Genomic DNA, 18,812 nt, shown 5'->3' with positions numbered 1-18,812 from the left:
GGCACCTGCCTTCACCGCCATACGGTAGGTGCCGACCGTTGGTCGGTACGTGCCTCAAACACCCACTGGTAGGTACCGACCGTTGGTCGGTACAGCTTTCAACCGGCGGCCAAAGAAGCAGGCCCTCCGGTCATGACGAGGGAACCCATGCCGTCACGCGCTTCAACACACAGTCGATCCCGCCTTCTCACGCTTGGCCTGGCCTGCACCCTGGCCATCGCCCCCAGCGCACGGGCAGCCGAGCCCACCGACACCTTCAATCGCCTGCTCGATCAGACCGTCGCCCACGAACAGCTGCCGGGCATCGCCATGGCCGTCGTCGACGATGGTAACCCCGTCTTCATCGGCACCCGTGGCGAGCGCCGCGCCGGGCAGGGCGAGGCCATCGATGCGGATACCCTGTTCAAGATCGCCTCCAACAGCAAGGCGATGACCGCCGCGCTGCTCGCCCGTCTGGTCGACCGCGGTCTCCTGCGCTGGGACGACCCGGTCATCAAGTACCTGCCGCAGTTCCGCATGCACGACCCGTGGGTCACGCAGCAGATGCAGGTGCGTGATCTGCTGATCCACAACAGCGGACTGGGCCTTGGCGCGGGCGATCTGATGCTGTGGCCCGAGCCGAACAGCTTCACCCGCCAGGACATCATCGCCGGGCTGGCCCATCTCAAGCCGGTCACCAGCTTCCGCAGCGGCTATGCCTACGACAACCTGATGTATGTGGTCGCTGGCGAAGTCGCCGCCGCAGCCGGTGGCAAACCGTACGATCAACTGCTGCGCGAGGAAGTCTTCTCGCCGCTGGGCATGGATCGCTGCCAGGTCGGCGCGTGGTCGGTCGCGGCGGTGGGCAACGTTGCCCAGCCGCACACGCGGAAGGACGGCCGCAACGTGGTGCGCGGTGCCGATGGTGACACCAGCGCCGATCTGACCTCGATGGCCGCCGGCGGCATCCGCTGCAGCCTGCGCGACATGACCCGCTGGATGCAGGTGCTGCTCGATCCGGCGCTCGTGCCCGGTTGGCTGAGCACGGCGCAGCGCCGCGCGCTGTGGACCGCGCACATGCCGATGCCGCTGGGTGAGCGCCAACGTCGCTGGGACAATGCACATGTGTCCGCCTACGGCTACGGCTGGCGCGTGTCGGACATGGATGGCCAGTGGAAGGTGGCCCACACCGGCACGCTGTCCGGGATGTATTCCTCGCTCGCGCTGCTGCCGGACCGCAAGGTCGGCGTGGTGATCCTGATCAACAGCGACGCCGAGGATGCACGCACCGCGCTGATGCAGGCCGCGTTGAAGACCTACACCGCACCGGACGACACGGCCGACGTGAGTCATTATCTGGCCCTGCTGGACCAGGAGCGCACTGGCCGCCGCGATGCCGGGCAGGTGCGCCCGGATACCGGCGCGCGCCGTGCCGCCTCGCTTCGCACCACCGCCGCCGCGCACGGCCGTTATCGCGATCCGTGGCTGGGCGAGGCGCTGCTCTGCCCGGAGCAGGGCGCGCTGCGTTTCAGCGTGGCCAAATCGCCGATGCTAAGCGGCCAGGTCATGCAGCTCGGTGAGCGCTGGCTGGTGCAGTGGGATACGCTCGGGGCCGATGCCGAGCCCTGGTTGCAGCTGCAGCCAGGCGCGACGCCCGCCCTGACCTTGGCCGCGATCGATCCGGAGATCGACTTCAGTTATGACTACCAGGACCTGCACTTCACCCGCACCGGCGATTGTCCGTAGCGCGCTGCTGCTGGCGCTGCTGGCCGGCAGTGCCCACGCGGCAGCGCCAGCGGTGACGATCTCGCCCGCGCGCGATGTGGCCGAGGCCGGACTGGTCGACATCCGCACGCTGACACCGGCGATCGAACAGGACATCCGCTACGCCGGCCCCGACAACTTCACTGGCCAGCGCGTGCCCGGCTATGACGCGCCCAAGTGCTATCTGCTCGCCCCGGCGGCGACTGCACTGGCACAGGTGGAGGCCGACCTGCGTGCGGATGGCTTCGCGCTGCGGCTCTTTGACTGCTACCGCCCGGCCCACGCGGTGAAGGCCTTCGTCGCCTGGGCACAGGATCCGCACGAGCAGTCGCGCAAGGCGCAGCAGTACCCGGACCTCGACAAGCCCGCCCTGCTCGGTGGCTACATCGCCGAGACCTCCGGCCACAGCCGCGCTGCCACGGTCGATCTGACCCTGCTCGATTGCCGCACCGGCCCCTGCGCGCCCGTGGACATGGGCACCGACTTCGATTTCTTCGGCCCGCGCGCGCATACCGATGCGCCGGAGATCAGCGAGGGCCAGCGCAGCCACCGCCAGCACCTGCGCCAGGCGATGGCACGTCGCGGCTTCGCCAACTACCCGATGGAGTGGTGGCATTTCACCCTGCAGCCCGAGCCGGCACCGACCACCGCCTACGATGTGCCGGTCCGCTGAGGCGCACCGCTACACTGTGCACTGACTGCCGGATCGGACCACGATGAACCTGCCGCTGCACTTTGGATTGCTGGGAACGCTGGAGGCAGGGCTGATCGCGCTGTTGGTCGGGCTGCTGGTGTATGCGCTGTGGCATCGCCTGTGCCGCTGGGCAGGCTGGACCGACGGGCATGCGATCGGCTGGGCCTGCGTGATCGCGGTGGTGGCCTCGGCCGGCATCGATGCGTGGAATCTCTTCTATATGGGCATGATGCGGCTGGAGTCGCCCCTGTATGCGCGGCTGTTCCTCGCCGGTATCCATGATCCGAACGAACTGGGCTCGCGCGTGGTGCTCGAGGTGGCCGGTGCGATCGGCGGTGTTGCACTGGGGTGGCTTTTGTTCAGTTCCCGCTCAGGCGAAAAAAACAGCAACACCGCGTGAGATTGCGTTCGCATCCGGTTAAATGCCGGGCCAATGAATGGGCGTGTTACCAACTGCTCACCTGCGGCTAACCACTGCGGTAATGCACACGTTCGCGCAGGTGGTTAAGGCCGCGTGCGCAGCGCGGTCGAGGGGCAATATCGATTCACAAACGGGGTGGCAGTGTGGGGCCGTGCGGAAACAACAGGCCGCGCAATACCTACCAAGGAGACCACCCCAATGACTACTCGCATCCGCAAGCCCCTGATCGCCCTGATCGTCGCCGCAGGCAGTGTGCTGGCCATGCCGGCGATGGCCCAGTCGGCACAGCACAGTGCCGCGCAGGCGCAGAATCAGGCCGCCCAGGCACAGCAGGCGGCAGCGCAGGCGGGCGACGCAGCCGATACCGCTGCCAACGCCGCAGCGCAGGCCTCCGCGCAGGCCGGTGGTGGCGGTGGCCAGACGTGGGCCAGCGTCGATACCGACGGCAACGGCACCATCAGCAAGGCCGAGGCACAGGTGAACGCGGGCCTTGCCCAGGTGTTCGACCAGGCCGACACCAACAAGGACGGCGAGCTCTCGCCGGATGAATACAAGGCGTACGTGGCCGCCCAGCAAGGCAAGGCCGCCGGCAATGGCGCCCAGCAGAGCAAGTAAGGACCGGGGACACCGGTAGCGCAGTGAGGGGGAAAGGGCGGCTTCGGCCGCCCTTTCTTTATGGGCCGCCGGGGTGGGGCCGCTGGGCCGCTGTTGGTATCCTTGGCCGATGATGACTTCCCTGCCCACGCCGCAAGGCGCTATCGGCCTGGTTGGTTTTGACGGTGATGACACGCTGTGGAAGAGCGAGGATTTCTACCGCAAGGCCGAGCAGGACTACTTGGATATCCTGTCGCGCTACATCGACGTGCACGACACGCAGACTGCGCGCCACCTGCTGGAAGTGCAGCAGCGCAACCTCGGCGTGTTCGGCTATGGCGTGAAGGGCATGACCCTGTCGATGGTGGAAGCCGCCATCGAGATCACCAACCAGACCATCAGCGCCCGCGACCTGCAGCAGATGCTGGACATCGGCCACGACACCCTGCGCCACCCGGTCGAGCTGATCGACGGCGTGCGTGAGTCGGTTACCGAGATCGCCCGCGATTACCCGGTCGTGCTGATCACCAAGGGCGACCTGTTCCATCAGGAGGCCAAGATCAAGGTGGCCAACCTGCGCGACCTGTTCCCGCGCATCGAGATCGTCTCCGAGAAAGACCCGGAAACCTATGCCCGCGTGCTGGAGGAGTTCGATCTGCCGATCAAGCGCTTCGTGATGGTCGGCAATTCGCTGCGCTCGGACATCGAGCCGGTGGTCACCCTCGGCGGCTGGGGCATCCACACTCCCTACGCGGTGACCTGGGCGCACGAAACCCAGCACGGCGTGGCCGACGACGAACCGCGCATGGTCGATGCACCGACCGCCTTCGACTGGCCGCAGGCGCTGCGGACCATCGAAGCCAAGGCCGCACAGGCCGGATGATGCGCGCCGGCCTGCTCGCGCTGCTGCTGATGCTGCCCTGGGCAGCCGTGGCCGAGCAGACCCCGGAGAAGTCCGCCGCCTACGTGGTGGACACCGGCGATGCCTGGGTGGACACCCAGCTGCAGGACATCAACCACTACGCCGAGCGCTACCCGGACAGCTTTCTGGATGAAGTCTCGCGCTATGCCGGCGTCTCGCGTGGCTACATCGCCGCGCTGATGCACACCCACGGCTGGCAGGCCGGCGACATCTACTTCGCCTGTTTCTGGGCGCTTGTGATCGAACGTTCCTGCCGCGAAAGCGTGCAGACGTGGTCGCGTACGGTACCGGAGGAGGGCGAGGCCAAACGCTGGGAAGCGGTGGTGGCCCAGCTGCCGGTCACGCCGACCAACCTGCACTGGCGCGCCTTGCGCCACGCCATCGTCGCCAGCCACGACCACTGGGACCGCCCGGTGAAGCTGGACGCGACGCTGCAGCGCCAGCTGGGGAACCGCGAGCAGCGCCAGCGCACGGCGAGCAGTCCCACGTCGCCCGCGCGCTGAGGGACTTCTTTGCTGCTGTGCAGATCGCGGTAACCCCCGCGCTCGGCGACAATGCGCGATTGCTGCACCCCCTCGTGATCCGTTGCCGAGTACGTAATGAGCGCCGACCGTTTCGTTTCACCCGACGATATCCGCAGCCTGTTCGCCCAGGCGATGTCCACCATGTACCGCACCGAGGTGCCGCTGTACGGCACCCTGGTCGACCTGGTGGCCGAGATCAACGACGCCGTGCTGACCGCCACTCCGGCGCTGGCCGAGCAGTTGGACCGCACCGATGAACGCGCCCGGCTGGACCAGGAACGCCATGGTGCGATCCGGGTCGGCACGGCGGAAGAACTGGCCACGCTGGGCCGCCTGTTCGCGCTGATGGGCATGTACCCGATCGGCTACTACGACCTCTCGGTGGCCGGCGTGCCGGTGCATTCCACCGCCTTCCGCCCGCGCACCGCGCAGGCGCTGGCGCGCAATCCATTCCGCGTGTTCACCTCGCTGCTGCGGCTGGAGCTGATCGAGAACGCCGCGCTGCGCGAGCAGTCCGCTGCCATTCTCGCCCAGCGCCGGATCTTCACCGATACCGCGCTGGCCCTGATCGCGCAGGCCGAACGCGAGGGTGGCCTCGACGAAGCCGATGCGCGCCGCTTCGTCATCGAAGCACTGGAGACCTTCCGTTGGCATGGCGACGCCACGGTGTCACTGGATACCTATCACGCGCTGCATGACGCGCACCGGCTGATCGCCGATGTGGTCAGCTTCCGCGGCCCGCACATCAATCACCTGACCCCGCGCACGCTGGACATCGACGCTGCGCAGGACGGCATGCTGGCCCGTGGCATCGACGCCAAGGCCGTGATCGAAGGCCCACCTCCGCGTCGGTGCCCGATCCTGCTGCGCCAGACCAGCTTCAAGGCGCTGGAAGAAACCGTGCACTTCCCCTCGGGGGACGCTGGCGATGCCGGCACGCATACCGCGCGTTTCGGTGAGATCGAACAGCGCGGCCTCGCCCTGACGCCCAAAGGGCGCGCGCTATACGACCAGCTGCTTGCGCAGGCACGCGACAGTGGGGGGGCCGGCAGCACCGGCCAGGATTACCCGACCCGCCTGGCCGAGGCATTCATCGCCTTCCCGGATGACCACGACACCCTGCGCCGTGAGGACCTGGGGTACTACCGCTACGCCCTGACCGACGCCGGTCGCGCCAACCCGGGTGCGGTGGGTGATCTGCCGGCCGAAGCGCTGATTGCCGCCGGGCTGGCCAGTGCCGATCCGATCGTCTACGAGGATTTCCTGCCGGTCAGCGCCGCGGGCATCTTCCAGTCCAATCTCGGCGGCGACGAACAGCGCGCCTACGCCGCACATGCCAACCGCGATGCCTTCGAGCAGGCGCTGGGCATGACGGTGGAGGACGAGTTCGCGATCTACGCGCGGCTGCAGGCCGAATCGCTGGCAAGCCTTCGGAGCCGCTGACGGAAGGAGCCGGCCAGCGGCCGGCACTACCGGTAACCCGCCCGGATCGCTGACCACTCACGGACCGCCCTACGGTAGTGCCGGCCGCTGGCCGGCTCCTCATGTACCAAACGCGCATCCGGGCTTGCGGACGGTAATGCGTGGAGCCGGCCAGCGGCCGGCACTACCCGGAAACAGAACGTCCCGGCAGGTACCGACCGTCGGTCGGTACCGTGCATCCTCAGGCTTTCATCGTCCCGGTATCCAGCCACCGCTGGTGCCACGACAGCGCTTCGGGCAGCAGATGCGGGGTGTGCTTGCCATAGCTCTCGCGGCTGGCACGGTCGAAATAGTCATTCAACTGATCGCGGAAATCCGGATGCGCACAGTTGTCGATGACCACCCGCGCGCGCTTGCGCGGGGGCAGGCCGCGCAGATCAGCCAGGCCCTGTTCGGTGACGATCACCGACACATCGTGTTCGGTGTGATCCACGTGGCTGACCATCGGCACGATCGCCGAGATGCTGCCGTTCTTCGCCGTCGAAGGACTCAGGAACGCGGACAGGAAACCGTTGCGCGCGAAGTCACCCGAGCCGCCGATGCCGTTCATGATCCGGCTGCCCATCACGTGGGTCGAGTTGACGTTGCCGTACAGGTCGGCCTCGATCATGCCGTTCATGCCGATGCAGCCCAGGCGGCGCACCAGCTCCGGATGGTTCGAGATCTCCTGCGTGCGCATGATGATGCGCTCGCGGTAGAAATCGATGTGTTCCTTGAAGGTCTCGTTCGCCTGCGGGCTCAGCGCGAAGCCGGTGCAGGAGGCGTAGCTCAGCACGCCATCGCGCAGCAGATCGAGCATGCCGTCCTGGATCACCTCGGTGAACGCGCTCAGATCGCGGAAGCCGCTCTTGGCCAGCCCGGCCAGCACCGCGTTGGGGATGTTGCCCACGCCGCTCTGCAGCGGCAGCAGATTGGCCGGCAGGCGGCCCTTGGCCACCTCGTGCTTGAGAAATTCGATCAGGTACTGCGCGATCTGCTCGCTGGTCGTATCGATCGGGCTGAACGGGCTGTTGCGGTCCGGGCCGTTGGTGCGCACAACGGCGACGATCTTGTCCGGGTCGCAACGCAGCGCGGTCTCGCCGATGCGGTCGTTAGCGTGCACCAGCGGAATCGGCTTGCGGTGCGGCGGCAGCGCGGTGCCGTAGTAGATGTCGTGCATGCCGTCCACGCCGGCCGGCTGCCATTCGTTGACCTCGACGATCACCTTCTTGGCCAGGTCCAACCAGGTCTTGTTGTTGCCGACCGAGGTGGAGGGCACCAGCGAGCCGTCCTCGCGGATCGCCGAGACCTCGATCACCGCGGTATCGATATCGCCATAGAAGCCGAACCACACGTGCTGGGCGACATGGCTGAGGTGGATGTCGATGTAATCCAGCTTGCCCTCGTTGATGCGGTTGCGCGCATCCGGGTCGCTCTGGAACGGCATGCGCATCGCGATGCCATCGGCCTTGGCCAGCGCGCCATCCAGCTCCGGCGCGGTCGAGGCGCCGGTCATCAGGCTGATCTGGAAGGGCAGCCCCTGGGCGTGCACCGCTTCGATGCGCTGCGCCAGCGCGACCGGCACCGCCTTGGGGTAGCCTGAACCGGTAAAGCCGCTCATGGCGACGGTTTCACCCGGCTGGATCAGGGCGGCGGCAGCTTCAGCGGAGACAACGCGGTCACGCAGACGCGCGTTTGCAATGCGATCGACAGACATGACGACAACGTTTTTGGGGGGATCGCCATTATCGGCGATCCACGCAGGGGCAGGGGTTCTACCTTGGTGGGATGGCGTTTTTACATCGGCGCCTCCCTGTTCAGGTTTCCGGTCTACTTCTGTACCCGCAAGTATTGTTTTGCAGTGCAGCGTGCAAGTTCGTCGCCGACCCTAGAAGATCGACCTGCATCCCGACGTGGGGGAGGGAGCAGAGCCCGCTGGCAGTTCGCTGCAAGCGGGCTTTTTTATGTCTCGCTTCCGGAACATCGGGGCGCCGATGGGTCTCTCGCGTCGACACGCGCCGGGCATAATCCCCCCATGCCGATTTCCGACCTCGCCGCGCCCGCGCGCGTCCCCGACGCCCTTGTTCCCCTGGTTGATCGCGCCCTGGCGCGCCTGGCCCTGTCGCTGACCGATGGCGGCCACTGGCCACCGCCGGCGCCCGTTCTGGAGACCCTGCGTGCGCTGGCCGTCACCAGCGATTTCGCCATCGACACCCTGTGCCGCCAGCCGGCGCTGTTGTCGCATCTCACCCAGGAAGGCTGCCCACCGCTGCCCCTGCCGGAACTGGACCCGCTGCAGCCCAGCGAATGGCAGCAGCGCCTGCGCCGCTACCGCACCGCCGCCTCCACCCGCCTGATCTGGCGCGACCTGACCGGGCAGGATGACGTGCCTGCCACGCTTGCCGGTGCCACCCGCCTGGCGGAGGAGTGCCTGCAGCTCGCGCTCTCCGCGCTGGAGCAGGAATTCACCGGCCGCCATGGCGTGGTCCGTGCGGCGGACGGCAGCGCGCAGCAGCTGGTCGTGTTCGGGCTGGGCAAGTTGGGCGGTGGGGAACTCAATTTCAGTTCGGACGTGGATCTGGTCTACGCCTACCCGCAGGGCGGCGAATCCGATGGCGCGCGCCCGCTCGCCGCCGAGGAATACTTCGCACGCCTTGGCCAGCGCCTCGCGCGGTTGCTCGATGACACCACCGTGGATGGCTTCAGCCACCGCGTCGATCTGCGCCTGCGCCCCTTCGGCAATGCCGGGCGCGTGGCGCTGTCGTTCGCCGGCATGGACCAGTACTTCCAGCGCGAAGGCCGTGACTGGGAGCGCTATGCCTGGCTGAAGGCGCGTGCCGTCGCCGGGGATATCGCCGCCGGCGAAGCGTGGCTGCAGACCCTGCGCCCGTTCGTCTACCGCCGCTATCTGGATTTCACCGCGCTCGATGGCCTGCGCGAAATGAAGGCCGCGATCACCGCCGAGGTCTCGCGCCGCGAGATGCACGATGACATCAAGCGCGGCCCCGGCGGCATCCGCGAAATCGAGTTCCTCGCGCAGGCGCTGCAGCTGATCCGCGGGGGCCGCGAAGCGCCGCTGCGCGAGCGTCGCCTGCTGCATGCGCTGCCCGCGCTGGTCGCCGCCGGCCAGATGGCCGAACAGGACGGCGCCGACCTGCTGCATGCCTACGGTTTCCTGCGTCGCCTGGAAAACCGCCTGCAGATGCTGCGCGATGCACAGACGCATGCACTGCCCACCGACACCACTGACCGCCTGCGCATCGCCAGCGGACTCGGTTACGACGACTGGGACGCGCTGGTTGCCGCGCTGGATGTGCAGCGCGAGCGCGTCAGCACCGAGTTCGCCGCACTGCTCGCACCGCGCCGGGGCCAGGCCGCGCCGGATGCACTGGCCAGCTACTGGCGTGGCCTGCCCGACAACGGCAGCGCCGAGGTGCTGGCCGAGGCCGGCTTCTTCGATGCCGGCAGCGCCGATCAATCCCTGCGCGACTTCGCGCAGAGCTCCGGGGTGAAGTCCTTGTCCGATGCCGCGCGTGCGCGCCTGGACCGGGTGCTGCCGGCGCTGCTGCACGCCGCCACGCGCTCACCGCAGCCGGATGCCGCGCTCAAGCGCGTGCTCGGCCTGCTGCAGGCGATCCTGCGCCGGACCAGTTATCTCGCCCTGCTCGACGAACAGCCCAGCGCATTGGCGCGCCTGGTTGACGTACTTGCACGCAGCGCATTGCTGGCCGAGCGCCTGGCGGCGTATCCGCTGCTGCTCGATGAACTGCTGGACGTGCGCGTCTCCGGCCCGATGCCGGATGCCGCGGGCATGCAGGCCGAGTGCGCTGTCGCGCTGACCATCGATGATCCCGAAGCCGCGCTGCGGCTGCTCAACGAGATCCGGCTGGCGCTGAGCTTCCGCATGGCGATGGCCACGCTGGATGGTCGCCAGCGCGCGGTCGACACCACCCGGCAACTGGCCGAACTCGCGCAGGCGGTGGTCGTCACCGTGCTCGCGCTGGTGCAGGCCGACATGCAGCGCCAGCACGGTGGCATTCCCGGCGGGCGTTTCGCCATCATCGGCTACGGCAGTCTGGGCGGGTTGGAGCTGGGCTTCGGCTCGGATCTGGATCTGGTCTTCCTGCACGATCACCCGGCCGATCAGGACAGCAGCGACGGTCCACGCCCGCTGGACCCCGGCCGCTGGTATGCGCGCCTGGCGCAGAAGGTGATGGCGATGCTCGGCGCGGTCACCGCCGCCGGCCGCCTGTACGACATCGACGTGCGGCTGCGCCCGGATGGCGGCAAAGGCGCGCTGGTGTCCTCGCTGGCCAGCTATACCGAATACCAGCGCGAACGCGCCTGGACCTGGGAGCACCAGGCACTGGTGCGTGCCCGTGCCATCGCCGGCGATGACTCGCTGTTGGCCGACTTCGAACGGGTGCGCGCGCAGACGCTGGCGCGCCCGCGCGACAACACCGTGCTCTACACCGATGTGCTGAAGATGCGGGCGCGCATGCGTGCCGAACTGGACCGCAGCGATGCCGCACGGCTCGATCTCAAGCAGGGCGCAGGCGGTATCGTCGATCTCGAATTCCTGCTGCAGACCGGCGTGCTCGACAGCGCCGTTACGCACCCGCAGGTGGTGCAACCGCGCGATACCCCCAGCCTGATCGACGCGCTGGCCGACATCGCCTGGCTGCCCGGCGGCACCCGCGATGGCCTGCACGAGGCGCATGCGGCGCTGCTGGATGTGGGCTTGGCCTGCACGCTGGACCGCCGCCCGCGCCCCATGAACTCTGCAGAGCCGGCCAGCGGCCGGCACTACCCATCGTGATGCCCGACCGATAGCGATACCCGACCGCCAGCGCTACACCGGGCAATCGGCGCCCAATGTCACACCGCGCGAGGTGCCATCTTCCACAGCAACGCGCGGAACGGCGCCAGCAGGAACACGCCGATCGTCAGCTTCACCGCCAGATCGCCCAGCGCCCAGCTCACCCACGGCAGGCTGGAACCGGCGAAGGCGATGCTCCAGAAAATCGTCGTATCCAGCGTCGCGCTGCAGGTCGTTGCCACCATCGGCGCGCGCCACCAGTGCCCGCGGCGCAGCCGGTCGAATACGGTGATGTCCAACAGCTGCGCAGCGATGAAGGCCAGGCACGAGGCCACCGCGATCCGCGGCGTGGCGATCCAGATCGACAGCAGCACCGCCAACGCGAACCCGGCCCAGGCCACCCGCCGTGCCGCCTCCGGCCCAAAGCGGCGGTTGATCAGGTTGCTGACCAGGAACGCCACCGGGTAGCTGAAGGCACCCCAGGTCAGCCAGTCGTTGATCGGGTACTGCACCAGCACGTTCGAGCCCAGCACCACCGCGCCCATGGCCAGCACCGCCAGCAGCAGCGAGCGCGGGGTCAACGGGGCAAAGGCAATGGCAGGACGCGCGGACATGGCGAGCCGGGGAAGTCGGGGGAAGCGGCGGATTATCCGGGCTTGGCCGGCCCAGGGCCAGCCCGGACCGGTTCAGTCAGAAGCGTTCGCTCATGCTGGTGGCCGCCGCATCCTGGGTCGGCAGGAACGCCAGCGCGGCGCCTTTGGCATCGGCCACCATCCAGCCCGCGCCGGCCGGGGTCGGGGTGAACGCCAGCACATCGCCCACCTTCATCCCTGCCGCCGGGTTGTCGGCACGCGCCGGCCAGGCCACCACGGCCGGTGCATCCGGGGCCTGCGGGTTCTTCAGCGCCACCTGGTAGCTGCCGTCGGGCAGGTGCGCCACGCGCTCCACGGTGAGCGGCGGTAGCGGGCCGGCCTTCTGCCGCTTCGCGGCCCGGGCGGTCAGGTTGTGCGGCATGGAGGCGTCATGCAGTTCGCTGACCCCCAACGCACTGAGCCAGACCGGTGCGGTGATCACCGCCAGGCTCACCACCGAGGTGGTGAGGACGCTGCTGGTGACCGGCGAGGCATTGCTGAGGTTCTGGGCGCTGACCGGCAGGCTGGTCACGAGCAAGGCCAGCGCCAGCAGTGGCGCAACGGCAGGACGGGATATCCGGTTCATTCAATAGCTCCGCGAGACGGTGGACAGCAAGGGGTTACCAACGTGCACTCGGCTGCGCCGCCGCCGCATCGATGGGCAGGAAGGCCAAGGCCGTGCCCTCGGCCGTGGTCACGGTCCAGCCGGCGCCGCCCTGGGTGGGCGTCAGCGCCAGTACGTCGCCCACCGCCACCGCGGCTGCCGGGTTGTCCTCGCGCGCAGGCCAGGCAATCACGGCCGGCTCGTCCGGTGCCTGCGGGTTCTGCAGGGCCATTTCGATGCCGCCTTCGGGCGTGCGTTCCACCTTCTCCACGGTGAGCGGCGGCAGCGGACCGGCTTTGCCACGTGCGTCCTTGGCCGCGCGGCTGCGTCGGGCCGAAGCATCGCTGGCCTTGCTCAGGCCGGCCGAAACCAGCCACACCGGTGCGGTCACCACCACCACGCTCACCACCGAGGTGACGATGACGCTGCTGGTCACCGGGTGATTGATGCCCACCACCTGCGCGGGCGCGGGCAGGCTGGCCGCGCATACGGCAATGGCCAGCAGCGGTGAAACGACGCTGCGCGAAACTCGTGTCATCGAAGATCCTTCTGATGGCTCAACATAGGTCCGCAGTATGCGCGCTGGCGTGCTGCCCGCCGCTGACTCACGGTTTGGGGGCGGTAATGCCTTTCACCGGTACATGCGGCACGGCCAGTTCCTGCTGCAGGCTGCTGCGCAGTTGCAGGAAATCAAAGATCGATTCCACCGTCACCACCGAGTAGTTGCCGGAAATGCGCTCGCTGGCCGGGTGGTCGGTAACGGCGGCATTGGGCACGAAGAAGCGCGCGCCGAGCCGCTTGGCCACGCCGATGTGCAGCGTGCTGGGCGTATACATGTGCCGCTGCAGCCATTGCTGCGCCTGGGTCCGGTTGACGATCAGGGTGCGCTCTTCCACCTGCGCCATCGCCGCGCCCAGTACTTCCAGGATCCACTGGTTGGAATTCTGGTACTCGGTGCGGAACGGATACGCCACCACGCTGTAGCGCGCTTCATGCAGCGCCTTTGCCTGGATCGCCGGCTGGGTGAGCATCGCCTTGAGCGCATCGCGCAGCGCAGGCGTCGGCACGCCGATGCGCAGGTCGGTGTGGCTGGAGGTCTCGCCGATGAAGGTGGCGACACCTTCGCGGAACAAGTGCGACTCGGCGGTCTTGCACGGATTGAGCAGGTGCACCGCGCGCCACTGCCCATCGTCTTCGCGCAGCAGGAAGGCCAGATGACTGTGGCGCAGGCCGTACTTGCTCAGGTCCTGACCACCGCGGGCGATCAGCACCACGTCCACGCCATCGAGTGCGTCCAACGCGTCGGTGGTGGCCAGGGCCACATCGAACATGGAGGCCAACGCAGCCGGCGTGGGATAGCGCTCGGTGCACTGCGGTTCGGCCTGCGCGGTCAGCGCGGCGCCCAGCAATACGCTACACAGCAGAACCGGGTGCAGGCGCTTGATCAGTGCAGCGAAGGGTACGTCCATGTCACACAGTCTCCGGCGGCACCGGCCGCGGCCGCATCATAACGCTGTGCGATGCCGTCAGGCCTGAATCCCCAACCGCGCGCGTACGTCCTCGGCAACGCGCGTGGTCTCGCGCAGCGGCTCGATGCGGCCCTGCGTCTGCCAGTCCAGCCAGCGCGGCTGCAACCGGCCGCGTTCGCGCAGCGCGTGCTGGAAGTGCGCGAGTCGCCCTTGCGCCTGGTCGGCCAGGGCCACGGCGACCGGCATGCGTGTGGCGCACGCTTCAGAGAGCAGGTTCACCGAATCCGGCGAGACCACCACGCGGTTGGCCCACCCGAGCAGCCCGGCATACGGGTTCACGCCATCGCCGCCATCGCCCCAGATCACATTCGGCACCTCGGCAAACGCACTGCGCAGCGCCCCGACCAGGGCCGGCGGGGTACGTCGCGAGGTCGTGGCCAGCAGGCTGCCGCCTTCCTCGCGCAGCTGGGAAGCGAGCTGCTGGAACACCTGCACCATGTCCGGCTCATGCCACGGCGCATTCGGGGTCGGCCCGCCGACCAGCAGCGCGGTGCGCGGGCCAGGCAGGGCGCTGAATGCTGCAAAGGCGGCACGTCCGCAGGCCAGCCAGTCATCGTTGACCGGGTTGAGGCTGCCGAGCAGGGTGAGCACGTTGCTGCCGCGCAGCCGGTCATGCTCGGGCACCACCAGCAGGTCCCAATGGCGCGGGCTGAGGCGAGGGTCGAGGATCTGGACGACCTTGGTGCCACGGCGGCGCAGTTCGCGCAGCGCGCCGGCCGCCTGGCGGCCACAGCCGACGGCCAGCTCAGGGGCGTCGGCGGCCAGGGCTGCGAAGGCGTCACCGTAGCCCTTGGCGGCACCGGGCAACCAGCGCGGGGCCAGCCAACGCCAGGGCGCGCGCGGGGTGAGTACCAGCGGACGATGCGCCCCCAGCTTCAATGCCGTGGCCAGGGCCACCGCCTGCCGCACATTGCCGGCACGGCCGTCAGTGATCGTCCAGGGCGGACTCCATCGTTTCACGTATGGCATTAATTCGTTTCAGTCAGGCTGGGTGTTGCAACTGTCGCGACACTCTACACTGCCAGCCTTCGCCGATCGCGCTGTCGCCCTGCCACGGTAGCCGATGCGCGAACGATTCCCCTTATTTCCGGAGGCTTCATGTCCCACGTCCTTGACGATGCTGCGCTCGATCAGTTGTTCCGTACCGCCCGCACCCAGAACGCCTTCCTTGATAAGCCGGTCGACGACAGCCAGCTCAAGGCGCTGTACGAGCTGCTGAAGTGGGGGCCGACCGCCGCCAACGGCAGCCCGGCGCGCTTCGTGTTCGTGAAATCCCCGGAAGCCAAGGCCAAGCTCGCCCCGGCCCTGTCCGAAGGCAACCACGACAAGACCCTGGCCGCCCCGGTCACGGTGATCGTCGCCTTCGACGAAGACTTCCACGAGAAGCTGCCGTTCCTGTTCCCGCACACCGATGCCAAGGCGTGGTTCGACGGCCCGCGTGAAGGCCGCACCGAAGGCGCGTTCCGCAATGGCAGCCTGCAGGGCGCCTACCTGATCCTGGCCGCCCGCGCGCTGGGTCTGGATGCCGGCCCGATGTCCGGCTTCGACAACGCCAAGGTCGACGAAGCCTTCTTCAAGGGCACCGCGATCAAGTCGAATTTCCTCGTCAACCTGGGGTACGGTGACGCCTCGGGCCTGTTCCCGCGGCTGCCTCGCCTGTCCTTCGACGAAGCCGCCCGCATCGCATAAGCGTTACCGCCGGATCGTGGCCCGTCCGTGCGGATGGGCTGCATGAATTTTTTTCTTTTCCCTTCGATTACGAGAGAGACCTGACATGACCGTGACCCGCAAACTGCTGCTGCCGCTCGCCCTGACCCTGGCCATCGCCGCCTGCTCCAAGCCGGCCGACGAAGCCGCTGCCCCGGCTGCTGACGCGCCGGCCGCCACCGAAACCGCCGCCCCGGCTGCGGACGCCGCGGCTGCCGCCCCGGCCGCCGAGGCCATCCAGATCGCCTCGGGCACCTACAAGCTCGACCCGACCCACACCGACGTGCTGGTCCAGTGGAGCCACTTCGGCTTCTCGCACCCGACCGCGCATTTCGGCAGCGCCGAAGGCACCCTGGTGTATGACGCCGCTGACGTGACCAAGTCCACCGTGCAAGTGAAGCTGCCGCTGACCGGCCTGAACAGCTTCACCGCCAAGTTCGACGAGCACCTGAAGAGCGCCGATTTCTTCGACGCCGCCAAGTTCCCGGCCGCCACCTTCAAGAGCACCAAGGTTGAGGCCAACGGCACCAACAAGCTGACCGTGACCGGCGACCTGACCATCAAGGACATCACCAAGCCGGTGACCCTGGATGTCACCATCAATGGCGGCGGCGAGCACCCGATGGCCAAGGTGCCGGCGGCGGGCTTCGATGCCACCACCACCATCAAGCGCAGCGATTTCGGCGTCGGCGCGTACGCCCCGAACGTCAGCGATGAAGTGAACATCCGCATCACCACCGAGGCCACTGGCGAAAAGCCGGCTGCCTGAGTTTCTCCTCACTCGTCGTGAGAAGGCAGAAAGCCCGCCAATTGGCGGGCTTTCTTTATGGGGCGAGCCGGCCAGCGGCCGGCACTACCGTTCTGCGGTGTTAATCAACCCGCCGCCACCTGCGCGCTCACCTTGCCCAGCCACAGCGTGGTGAAATCGGTCGGCGTGCGCCGTGCCGGCGCGGTCAAGCCGCTCTCACGCAGGAACGCATGGGTGGCCTGCGCAAACGCCTGGCGGGCCAGCAGCGCGGCCTGCTTCACCGAGGCCTGCTGCTTGCGCAGCTGCACGATCTGCAGGCTCGGCTTACCGGGCATCGCGTACTTCTGGTAACGGCGCAGCTCATCGGCGACCAGGTCGATATCGATGTTCGCCTGCACCAGCGCCGCCTGCGCGCGGGCCAGCGGCACCAGGGCGGTGCGCAGCGGGGCGATGTTCTCGCCCACGGAAGGCGCCAGCGCCGCCAGGGCGGCATCCAGCGCGGGATCGGCCCGCTCGGCGCGGTCGATCAGATCGGTCAGTGCCGAAAGAGGAGAGGCTTGCATGAAAGGCACCGGCACAAAACGCGATTGTCGCATTCGCGGCCGGTGCCCGTCGCGGGCTCAGTCGTCGTGGTGCTCGCTGCCGTGGGCCTTCCAGTAGCCGGTGGAGCGGATCCAGTCCTTCGGCACACCCAGGTGACCCTCGATGTACTTGCGCATCATCCGGGCCCGGCGCGATTCGGCCGCGATCCAGTAGAAGGTGTCGCCGTCCGGTTCCTCGAAATCGGTCAGCACGTCCTCCAGCAGGGTGCTGCTGGCGGCGTCGAAGCCGTTGCGCTCCAGCCACGAGACGCGGATGCGGTCGTCCTCCGGCAGCTCCTGGCGGTCACCGGATTCCGGGATCTCGATGTAGACATCGGCATTCGCGCCGTCCGGCAGCGTCTCCAGCCAGCGGCCGATCGCCGGCAGCGCGGTTTCATCGCCGATCAGCACGTAGGTGTCGAAGTCATCGGCGGTCATGTGCGAGCCACGCGGGCCGCCCACGGCGATCGCATCGCCCGGCTGCGCGTTGGCGGCCCAGGTCGAGGCCAGGCCGTCGCCGTGCATGACGAAATCCAGCGCCAGCTCGTGGGTCTCCAGATCCCACCAGCGCGGGGTGTAATCGCGCGAGGGGGAAGGCGTCTGGCCGTCCGGGTAGCGCGGGCCTTCCGGGGTCATCGTCGGGACCACGAACTGGCCCTCGGCGTTGGGGAAGAACAGCTTGACGTGGTCATCCGGCGAGGGCGAATCGAAGCCTTCCAGTGCCTCGCCCCCGACGATCACCCGGCGCATGCACGGGCTGATCTCTTCGGTGCGCAGCACCTGCAGCGGGCGGAACGTCACGGTATGACGGAGCAGTCGGTTTTCATGCAGAGCCATGGGGAATACCTGGATCAGTGCCGCAGCGCGGCGTTGAGAAAGAAGGACCTGGCGGGCGGTGGCTGGCTGGGTCTGAAACGAAGAAGGGAGGTCAGCGGCCCTGCGCACGGATCCGCGCCGCGGCCTCGCGCAGCGCCTCGGCCACGGCAGCGGCGTTGTCGTCCTGCCAGCGGCCGTGGCACAGGCCCAGCGCGTGCTTGAGCTCGCGCAGCGCATCGCGCACGGACGGCGGCAGGTTGGCCTTGGTGATCGTGCGCGCGCTGTCGCGCACCCGGTGCACCGCTGCATCGACCTCCTCGCGCTGTGCCTCCAGTTCGGCCTGGCCCAGCGCGCTGAGCGCGTACCGCTTGCGCCCACCGTCCTCGACCGCGCCGACCCAGCCGGCCGCCTCGAACTGCGCCAGCACCGGGTAGATCGAGCCGGCGCTGGGCGTGTAGACCCGCACGAACATGTCGCTGATCAGCTGGATCAACTCATAGCCGTGGCGCGGCTGGTCAGCGAGCAGGGACAGCACCAGCAGGCGCAGGTCGCCGCGGCTGAGGGGCCGGGCGGTCAGCGGGCGGGCAGGGCGGTCGAGGTCGCGCGGAGAGGTCATTTCGATATATCGAATGCAGTGGCGAAACGATATATCGAAAACTCCGGTTCGGCCAGCACTCGCGCACGCATGGCAGGGATGCGTTCAGGTCAATTCCTGCTGTGACGGTGCGTGCTTGTGGTGGAACACTGCACCCGGTTGCCGCATCCCAACGGCACCAATGATCCACGCCGATGCGCGCTCGAACGCCGTCGCTTCGCGCACGATCCACGCCAATCGCCTGCGCCGCAGCGCCTGTGCTGTCCATCGGTGTCCCGCTGACGCGCCGGTGTCATCGCCACCGGGCAGGCTGAAATGCAGCGTGGAACCTTCCGGCGCGGCCCTCGTGCTGTCGCCTGCTGTCCTTCCGGACACGCCGGGATGGTTCCATACGCAACCGTAGCGAAGTAAGCAAACCCCTT

The 18,812-nt window shown here is 68.0% G+C and carries 19 protein-coding genes; 10 read left to right on the top strand and 9 right to left on the bottom strand.

What is annotated here, in order from left to right:
- Positions 1 to 147 precede the first annotated feature (147 nt).
- The 7 genes from AC1DIQ_RS15295 to hglS all read left to right on the top strand — a co-directional run bounded on the left by AC1DIQ_RS15295 (position 148) and on the right by hglS (position 6,341).
- On the top strand, positions 148 to 1,725 hold the full coding sequence (locus AC1DIQ_RS15295; RefSeq protein ID WP_282264178.1) for a serine hydrolase domain-containing protein: 1,578 nt from the start codon (positions 148 to 150) through the stop codon (positions 1,723 to 1,725).
- Positions 1,679 to 2,416, top strand: a complete 738-nt coding sequence (locus AC1DIQ_RS15290) for a M15 family metallopeptidase (protein WP_282264176.1) — start codon at positions 1,679 to 1,681, stop codon at positions 2,414 to 2,416. The genes AC1DIQ_RS15295 and AC1DIQ_RS15290 overlap by 47 nt, the downstream gene beginning before the upstream one ends.
- A gap of 43 nt (positions 2,417 to 2,459) precedes the next feature.
- Complete coding sequence (locus AC1DIQ_RS15285; protein ID WP_265309774.1) at positions 2,460 to 2,837, top strand: hypothetical protein; 378 nt, start codon at positions 2,460 to 2,462, stop codon at positions 2,835 to 2,837.
- Between the two features lie 219 nt (positions 2,838 to 3,056).
- Entirely contained in the window at positions 3,057 to 3,473 is a 417-nt protein-coding gene (locus AC1DIQ_RS15280) for an EF-hand domain-containing protein (RefSeq protein WP_478050330.1), read from the top strand.
- A gap of 109 nt (positions 3,474 to 3,582) precedes the next feature.
- A complete protein-coding gene (locus AC1DIQ_RS15275; protein WP_121042309.1) occupies positions 3,583 to 4,335 on the top strand; it encodes an HAD family hydrolase in 753 nt (250 codons plus the stop codon).
- Positions 4,332 to 4,877 (top strand): hypothetical protein, encoded by a 546-nt coding sequence (locus AC1DIQ_RS15270; protein ID WP_478050329.1) that lies wholly within the window; start codon positions 4,332 to 4,334, stop codon positions 4,875 to 4,877. Before AC1DIQ_RS15275 ends, AC1DIQ_RS15270 begins: the two co-directional genes overlap by 4 nt.
- A 96-nt stretch (positions 4,878 to 4,973) precedes the next feature.
- Positions 4,974 to 6,341: a 2-oxoadipate dioxygenase/decarboxylase HglS gene (gene hglS, locus AC1DIQ_RS15265; protein WP_478050328.1), complete on the top strand. Its 1,368-nt coding sequence runs from the start codon at positions 4,974 to 4,976 to the stop codon at positions 6,339 to 6,341.
- 220 nt (positions 6,342 to 6,561) lie between these two features.
- On the opposite strand, the gene AC1DIQ_RS15260 is transcribed toward hglS, so the two are convergent.
- Positions 6,562 to 8,076, bottom strand: a complete 1,515-nt coding sequence (locus AC1DIQ_RS15260; protein WP_461770716.1) for an acetyl-CoA hydrolase/transferase family protein — start codon at positions 8,074 to 8,076, stop codon at positions 6,562 to 6,564.
- A gap of 318 nt (positions 8,077 to 8,394) precedes the next feature.
- On the opposite strand from AC1DIQ_RS15260, the gene glnE reads away from it, so the two are divergent.
- Positions 8,395 to 11,178, top strand: coding sequence for a bifunctional [glutamate--ammonia ligase]-adenylyl-L-tyrosine phosphorylase/[glutamate--ammonia-ligase] adenylyltransferase (glnE, locus tag AC1DIQ_RS15255; protein ID WP_478050327.1), 2,784 nt, complete (start codon positions 8,395 to 8,397; stop codon positions 11,176 to 11,178).
- A 59-nt stretch (positions 11,179 to 11,237) separates the two neighbouring features.
- Here glnE and AC1DIQ_RS15250 read toward each other — a convergent pair whose 3' ends face one another.
- From AC1DIQ_RS15250 to AC1DIQ_RS15230, 5 genes are all read right to left on the bottom strand, one after another.
- Positions 11,238 to 11,792 (bottom strand): queuosine precursor transporter, encoded by a 555-nt coding sequence (locus AC1DIQ_RS15250; protein WP_259261656.1) that lies wholly within the window; start codon positions 11,790 to 11,792, stop codon positions 11,238 to 11,240.
- A gap of 76 nt (positions 11,793 to 11,868) precedes the next feature.
- Positions 11,869 to 12,396, bottom strand: a complete 528-nt coding sequence (locus AC1DIQ_RS15245; protein WP_478050326.1) for a hypothetical protein — start codon at positions 12,394 to 12,396, stop codon at positions 11,869 to 11,871.
- Between the two features lie 34 nt (positions 12,397 to 12,430).
- Complete coding sequence (locus AC1DIQ_RS15240; protein WP_346467199.1) at positions 12,431 to 12,952, bottom strand: hypothetical protein; 522 nt, start codon at positions 12,950 to 12,952, stop codon at positions 12,431 to 12,433.
- Positions 12,953 to 13,019: 67 nt separating this feature from the next.
- Positions 13,020 to 13,883 carry a DUF2145 domain-containing protein gene (locus tag AC1DIQ_RS15235; protein ID WP_462091397.1) on the bottom strand — a complete coding sequence of 288 codons (864 nt, stop codon included), beginning with the start codon at positions 13,881 to 13,883 and terminating at the stop codon, positions 13,020 to 13,022.
- A gap of 57 nt (positions 13,884 to 13,940) precedes the next feature.
- The gene (locus AC1DIQ_RS15230; protein WP_478050325.1) at positions 13,941 to 14,912 is read right to left on the bottom strand and encodes a mitochondrial fission ELM1 family protein; all 972 of its coding nucleotides are present in this window, start codon (positions 14,910 to 14,912) and stop codon (positions 13,941 to 13,943) included.
- A gap of 129 nt (positions 14,913 to 15,041) precedes the next feature.
- Between AC1DIQ_RS15230 and AC1DIQ_RS15225 the strand changes: the two genes are divergently transcribed.
- Together AC1DIQ_RS15225 and AC1DIQ_RS15220 are read left to right on the top strand one after the other, a co-directional pair.
- On the top strand, positions 15,042 to 15,632 hold the full coding sequence (locus AC1DIQ_RS15225) for a malonic semialdehyde reductase (protein WP_088434587.1): 591 nt from the start codon (positions 15,042 to 15,044) through the stop codon (positions 15,630 to 15,632).
- Positions 15,633 to 15,717: 85 nt separating this feature from the next.
- Positions 15,718 to 16,419 carry a YceI family protein gene (locus AC1DIQ_RS15220; protein WP_478050324.1) on the top strand — a complete coding sequence of 234 codons (702 nt, stop codon included), beginning with the start codon at positions 15,718 to 15,720 and terminating at the stop codon, positions 16,417 to 16,419.
- A 104-nt stretch (positions 16,420 to 16,523) separates the two neighbouring features.
- On the opposite strand, the gene AC1DIQ_RS15215 is transcribed toward AC1DIQ_RS15220, so the two are convergent.
- The 3 genes from AC1DIQ_RS15215 to AC1DIQ_RS15205 all read right to left on the bottom strand — a co-directional run bounded on the left by AC1DIQ_RS15215 (position 16,524) and on the right by AC1DIQ_RS15205 (position 18,411).
- Positions 16,524 to 16,961: a hypothetical protein gene (locus tag AC1DIQ_RS15215; protein WP_478050323.1), complete on the bottom strand. Its 438-nt coding sequence runs from the start codon at positions 16,959 to 16,961 to the stop codon at positions 16,524 to 16,526.
- 57 nt (positions 16,962 to 17,018) lie between these two features.
- Entirely contained in the window at positions 17,019 to 17,816 is a 798-nt protein-coding gene (locus AC1DIQ_RS15210) for a siderophore-interacting protein (protein WP_421100678.1), read from the bottom strand.
- Between the two features lie 91 nt (positions 17,817 to 17,907).
- Complete coding sequence (locus tag AC1DIQ_RS15205) at positions 17,908 to 18,411, bottom strand: PadR family transcriptional regulator (protein ID WP_259261663.1); 504 nt, start codon at positions 18,409 to 18,411, stop codon at positions 17,908 to 17,910.
- Positions 18,412 to 18,812: the final 401 nt, after the last annotated feature.

The sequence above is a fragment of the Stenotrophomonas sp. 05L413 genome, assembly GCF_056397945.1.
This window is presented reverse-complemented; position numbering and strand designations above follow the sequence as displayed.

Coding starts and splice junctions, on each gene's coding strand:
- AC1DIQ_RS15295 (WP_282264178.1), top strand. CDS start 148: ATGCCGTCACGCGCTTCAACACACAGTCGATCCCGCCTTCTCACGCTT.
- AC1DIQ_RS15290 (WP_282264176.1), top strand. CDS start 1,679: ATGACTACCAGGACCTGCACTTCACCCGCACCGGCGATTGTCCGTAGC.
- AC1DIQ_RS15285 (WP_265309774.1), top strand. CDS start 2,460: ATGAACCTGCCGCTGCACTTTGGATTGCTGGGAACGCTGGAGGCAGGG.
- AC1DIQ_RS15280 (WP_478050330.1), top strand. CDS start 3,057: ATGACTACTCGCATCCGCAAGCCCCTGATCGCCCTGATCGTCGCCGCA.
- AC1DIQ_RS15275 (WP_121042309.1), top strand. CDS start 3,583: ATGATGACTTCCCTGCCCACGCCGCAAGGCGCTATCGGCCTGGTTGGT.
- AC1DIQ_RS15270 (WP_478050329.1), top strand. CDS start 4,332: ATGATGCGCGCCGGCCTGCTCGCGCTGCTGCTGATGCTGCCCTGGGCA.
- hglS (WP_478050328.1), top strand. CDS start 4,974: ATGAGCGCCGACCGTTTCGTTTCACCCGACGATATCCGCAGCCTGTTC.
- AC1DIQ_RS15260 (WP_461770716.1), bottom strand. CDS start 8,076: ATGTCTGTCGATCGCATTGCAAACGCGCGTCTGCGTGACCGCGTTGTC.
- glnE (WP_478050327.1), top strand. CDS start 8,395: ATGCCGATTTCCGACCTCGCCGCGCCCGCGCGCGTCCCCGACGCCCTT.
- AC1DIQ_RS15250 (WP_259261656.1), bottom strand. CDS start 11,792: ATGTCCGCGCGTCCTGCCATTGCCTTTGCCCCGTTGACCCCGCGCTCG.
- AC1DIQ_RS15245 (WP_478050326.1), bottom strand. CDS start 12,396: ATGAACCGGATATCCCGTCCTGCCGTTGCGCCACTGCTGGCGCTGGCC.
- AC1DIQ_RS15240 (WP_346467199.1), bottom strand. CDS start 12,952: ATGACACGAGTTTCGCGCAGCGTCGTTTCACCGCTGCTGGCCATTGCC.
- AC1DIQ_RS15235 (WP_462091397.1), bottom strand. CDS start 13,883: ATGGACGTACCCTTCGCTGCACTGATCAAGCGCCTGCACCCGGTTCTG.
- AC1DIQ_RS15230 (WP_478050325.1), bottom strand. CDS start 14,912: ATGCCATACGTGAAACGATGGAGTCCGCCCTGGACGATCACTGACGGC.
- AC1DIQ_RS15225 (WP_088434587.1), top strand. CDS start 15,042: ATGTCCCACGTCCTTGACGATGCTGCGCTCGATCAGTTGTTCCGTACC.
- AC1DIQ_RS15220 (WP_478050324.1), top strand. CDS start 15,718: ATGACCGTGACCCGCAAACTGCTGCTGCCGCTCGCCCTGACCCTGGCC.
- AC1DIQ_RS15215 (WP_478050323.1), bottom strand. CDS start 16,961: ATGCAAGCCTCTCCTCTTTCGGCACTGACCGATCTGATCGACCGCGCC.
- AC1DIQ_RS15210 (WP_421100678.1), bottom strand. CDS start 17,816: ATGGCTCTGCATGAAAACCGACTGCTCCGTCATACCGTGACGTTCCGC.
- AC1DIQ_RS15205 (WP_259261663.1), bottom strand. CDS start 18,411: ATGACCTCTCCGCGCGACCTCGACCGCCCTGCCCGCCCGCTGACCGCC.